Annotated in this window: 4 protein-coding genes; 3 read left to right on the plus strand and 1 reads right to left on the minus strand. The window is 42.8% G+C overall.

The annotated features are described in order from the left end of the window. Nucleotides 1-490 (minus strand): M48 family metalloprotease (locus ACP45E_RS14825; protein ID WP_158008385.1); only part of this gene is annotated, 490 nt, incomplete at its 3' end. Between the two features lie 243 nt (nucleotides 491-733). Between ACP45E_RS14825 and ACP45E_RS14830 the strand changes: the two genes are divergently transcribed. The 3 genes from ACP45E_RS14830 to ACP45E_RS14840 form a co-directional block, all read left to right on the plus strand. Continuing rightward, a complete protein-coding gene (locus ACP45E_RS14830; RefSeq protein ID WP_017033289.1) occupies nucleotides 734-955 on the plus strand; it encodes a sulfurtransferase TusA family protein in 222 nt (73 codons plus the stop codon). A gap of 15 nt (nucleotides 956-970) precedes the next feature. Beyond that, a complete protein-coding gene (locus ACP45E_RS14835) occupies nucleotides 971-2,044 on the plus strand; it encodes an AI-2E family transporter (RefSeq protein WP_017038380.1) in 1,074 nt (357 codons plus the stop codon). Nucleotides 2,045-2,260: 216 nt separating this feature from the next. Continuing rightward, the coding region (locus ACP45E_RS14840; protein WP_069585177.1) for a PDC sensor domain-containing protein at nucleotides 2,261-3,506 on the plus strand (1,246 nt) is incomplete at its 3' end.

Genomic DNA, 3,506 nt, shown 5'->3' on the forward strand with positions numbered 1-3,506 from the left:
AAGCCGCAAGTGCTGCTAATGTAGCGGGTGAACGTCTGGCTTGGTCTTCCATTCTTCTTGCCAAGTGACGTTGAGTAACGTGAGCGATTTCATGGGCAACAACAGAAGCCAGTTCGCTTTCTGTTTGAGCGTGTAAAAATAATCCGGAGTGCAACGCAACATAACCGCCAAAGAATGCAAAGGCGTTGATATTTCGATCTCGAATCATAAAAAAGGTAAATGGGGTTTTTACGTCGTCAGCACTGGCGACTAATCGATGCCCTAGTGAGTCGATATACTCATTCAATACAGGGTCATTAATGATAGGCTGGTTGTTTCTCAGGATTCGCATGTACGCATCACCATAGACAATCTCTTGATCTATCGTGAGGGTTCCTCCCGCAGCGGTGCCTATATCCGGTAGCTCAATATTATTGGCTACGGATACTGAAGGGCTGGCAATAGTCGTGGCGACGCAAAGGCAAACTAACGAGCGGGCGCGTTTAAACATAGTAGTCAACAATACTCCATTTTCATTGTTGTTATTGACACGGCAAAGCCTGTTTTGTTTCAACTATTTCTGCTCTTTGTTGGAAGAGTGGCAAAATATAGCGGCATGGCAAGCGGTAGTGGCTACTTTAACGTTGATACCCTCGTAAATACAAGGGCGCCGTAATGAAACATGAACTTGAATTTTGTTTGCTGCATAAAACCCTATACAATAGCGGCTTACTTAAGTGTATCGAGTCAAAAAGTGGAACGACTTCTAGATTTACGTGCTGAACGCTGCCCTATGGCGCTACTATTGGCAAAACGTTACGTCACAACGCTTACCGTCGGGGAGGAGGCTGAAGTTATCCTTTCTGATGAAAGCTCATTTCAAGACGTAGAGCGCTACTTTCGTTTGAAGAACCACTTAGTGATTAGTGAGAAAATAGACGACGGCTTTAGACTTAAAGTCGTTATTCAAAATTAAAGGGAACACTGCTTAATGTTAGATATGGTCAGTCGCTGGTACAAGCGACGTTTTTCAGATCCACACGCTGTAAGCTTGGTCGCTATTTTATTTTTTGGTTTCATTACCATCTATTTTTTTGGTCATCTCATTGCGCCTTTGCTTGTCGCCATTGTGTTGGCTTATTTGCTCGAATGGCCAGTGACCCAACTTAGTCGTTTTCGTATCCCCAGAACGCTCGCCGTTATCATGGTTATTCTGTCGTTTACTGGCTTGATGTTATTGGCCGTGTTTGGGTTAATTCCGACTATCTGGCAACAGGTAGGCAATCTTATTAACGACATCCCCAATATGTATATTGGCTTGCAAAACTTTATCGCTATTTTGCCTGAACGCTACCCTGAACTTGCCAATCTTCAGATAGTTGAATCATTGATTATCAATATGAAAAATCAAGCGATTGGTATGGGAGAAAGTGTGGTTAAGGGATCCCTTGCATCACTGGTGAGTTTAGCCACGCTTGCTGTCTATCTCATTCTTGTTCCGCTATTGGTGTTCTTCTTGTTGAAAGATAAGAAAGAAATGGTGGCGATGGCGAGTGGTATTTTACCAAGAAACCGACGTTTGGCCGATAAAGTTTGGGTTGAGATGAACCAGCAGATTTCGAATTACATTCGAGGTAAGGTGCTTGAGATCTTAATTGTTGGCGGTGCAAGCTACATTACGTTCGCTTTATTGGATCTTCGATATGCAGTGTTGCTCGCTGTGGCGGTGGGTTTTTCTGTCTTGATCCCTTATATCGGGGCGGCAGCGGTGACGGTACCGGTTGCCATCGTCGGGCTATTTCAATGGGGTCTCACACCACCGTTTTATTGGTTACTGTTTGCTTATGGCATTATTCAGATGCTCGATGGCAATGTGTTAGTGCCTGTTCTGTTTTCTGAAGCCGTTAACCTTCACCCTGTTGCTATTATTGTTGGGGTCCTGGTCTTTGGTGGGTTATGGGGCTTTTGGGGGGTCTTTTTTGCCATTCCGCTGGCGACATTAGTCAAAGCCGTGGTTAATGCACTGCCTAGCCATGAAGATGAAGAGCCGAAAATTACCCCCTAACAAATCGTTTTTATAACGTAACATATTGAAATAAAAGTAAAGCTCTATTGATTTTAATCAGGTAGAGCTTTTTTTTTGCTTTTGCATCTATACTTCTACCTATAAGTCACAAATAGCCATCAATTTATTTACAAAAAAGTAATTAAGTTTTTGTAAAATTTGACGATATAGCATATGGAATAATTCTAATTTGGTGTCACCTAGTCGAGGGAAGTTATGAAATTTAGTCAGAAAATTGTGGCAGCGTCTTCAGCATTGTTGTTTGTTACGGTTTCTTTACTGTCTGTTCAGCAGTTATCTACGGTTCAATCGGAAGTAGAGAATCTAGTAAACAGTAGCTTGAATGAAATGGTTGTTGGGGTAAAAAATACTGTTTCATCGGAAATGGAGAGTAAAAAGTCCCTGGCTCAGTCGACCACTGAAGTGATTGAGATTAATCCCCAAGATCAAGATTACGTAAAAATGATCCTAGAGAAGCCTAATTTGAAGTCGAGCTTTCTAGCGGTCGGTTTTGGTTACGATTCGAATGGCTTTGTTATTGAAAATGATGACGGTTGGGAAGCCGGCCCGGATTATGATCCACGAGTTCGTCCTTGGTTTATCGATGCAAAATCGAAAGGTCGATTGGTCGTGACGGCCCCTTATGTCGATGTATCAACAAGTAACGTTATTATTTCAATTGGTACGCCAGTCAAAGAAAATGGCAAATTCACGGCGGGTATGTTCTATGACATGGAACTCACTGGACTTGCGGATCTGGTCAACAGCATTAACCTGCTGGATGCGGGTTACCTATTTATAGTGACTGATGATGGAACGACGATCGCACACCCAGAAACAAAGAATAACGGGCAAAAATTATCCACCTATATGCCGGAAGTTCAAATCAAAGAAGGTGTTCAGAACATAGAGATGAATGGCTCAACATTCCTTGTCCAATTCATGAAAGTACCTTCAGAAAACTGGTATGTCGGCGCGATTGTTGATGAGTCTATTGCATTTTCGGCAATAGCAAAATTGCGTAATAGCTCGGTTATTTATACGTTGATTGGCGTTATTTTAAGCGTGATCGTTTTGACACTATTGATTCGCGTATTGATGCGCCCATTAGGGACGTTAAACGCGGCGATTCAAGATGTCGCTTCTGGTCAAGGGGACTTAACAAAACGTCTTGATACTAATACTGATGCTGAATTTGCCGAGTTGGCTAAAGGTTTTAATCAGTTTACTGAAACGTTACAAAATCAAATTATTCAATCGAAAAGTATTGGTCATGAAATCATGAACGGAACCGAGATGATTGTGCATGGTGCCCATGAATCTGCCGATGCGATGCGTAGTCAGCTTCAAGAGTTGGAGCAATTGGCGACAGCAATGAACGAAATGGCTGTAACGGCAACCGAAGTGGCCAATAATGCTCAAGGCGCAGCGGCGGCGGCTCGAGATGCTGATGATGCCACCG

The sequence above is a fragment of the Vibrio genomosp. F10 str. 9ZD137 genome (genome assembly GCF_049974785.1).
In the GTDB taxonomy this organism is placed as follows: domain Bacteria; phylum Pseudomonadota; class Gammaproteobacteria; order Enterobacterales; family Vibrionaceae; genus Vibrio.

Excerpts from the sequence above, each read along its gene's own strand:
- ACP45E_RS14835 (WP_017038380.1), top strand. The coding sequence starts at position 971 with ATGTTAGATATGGTCAGTCGCTGGTACAAGCGACGTTTTTCAGATCCA.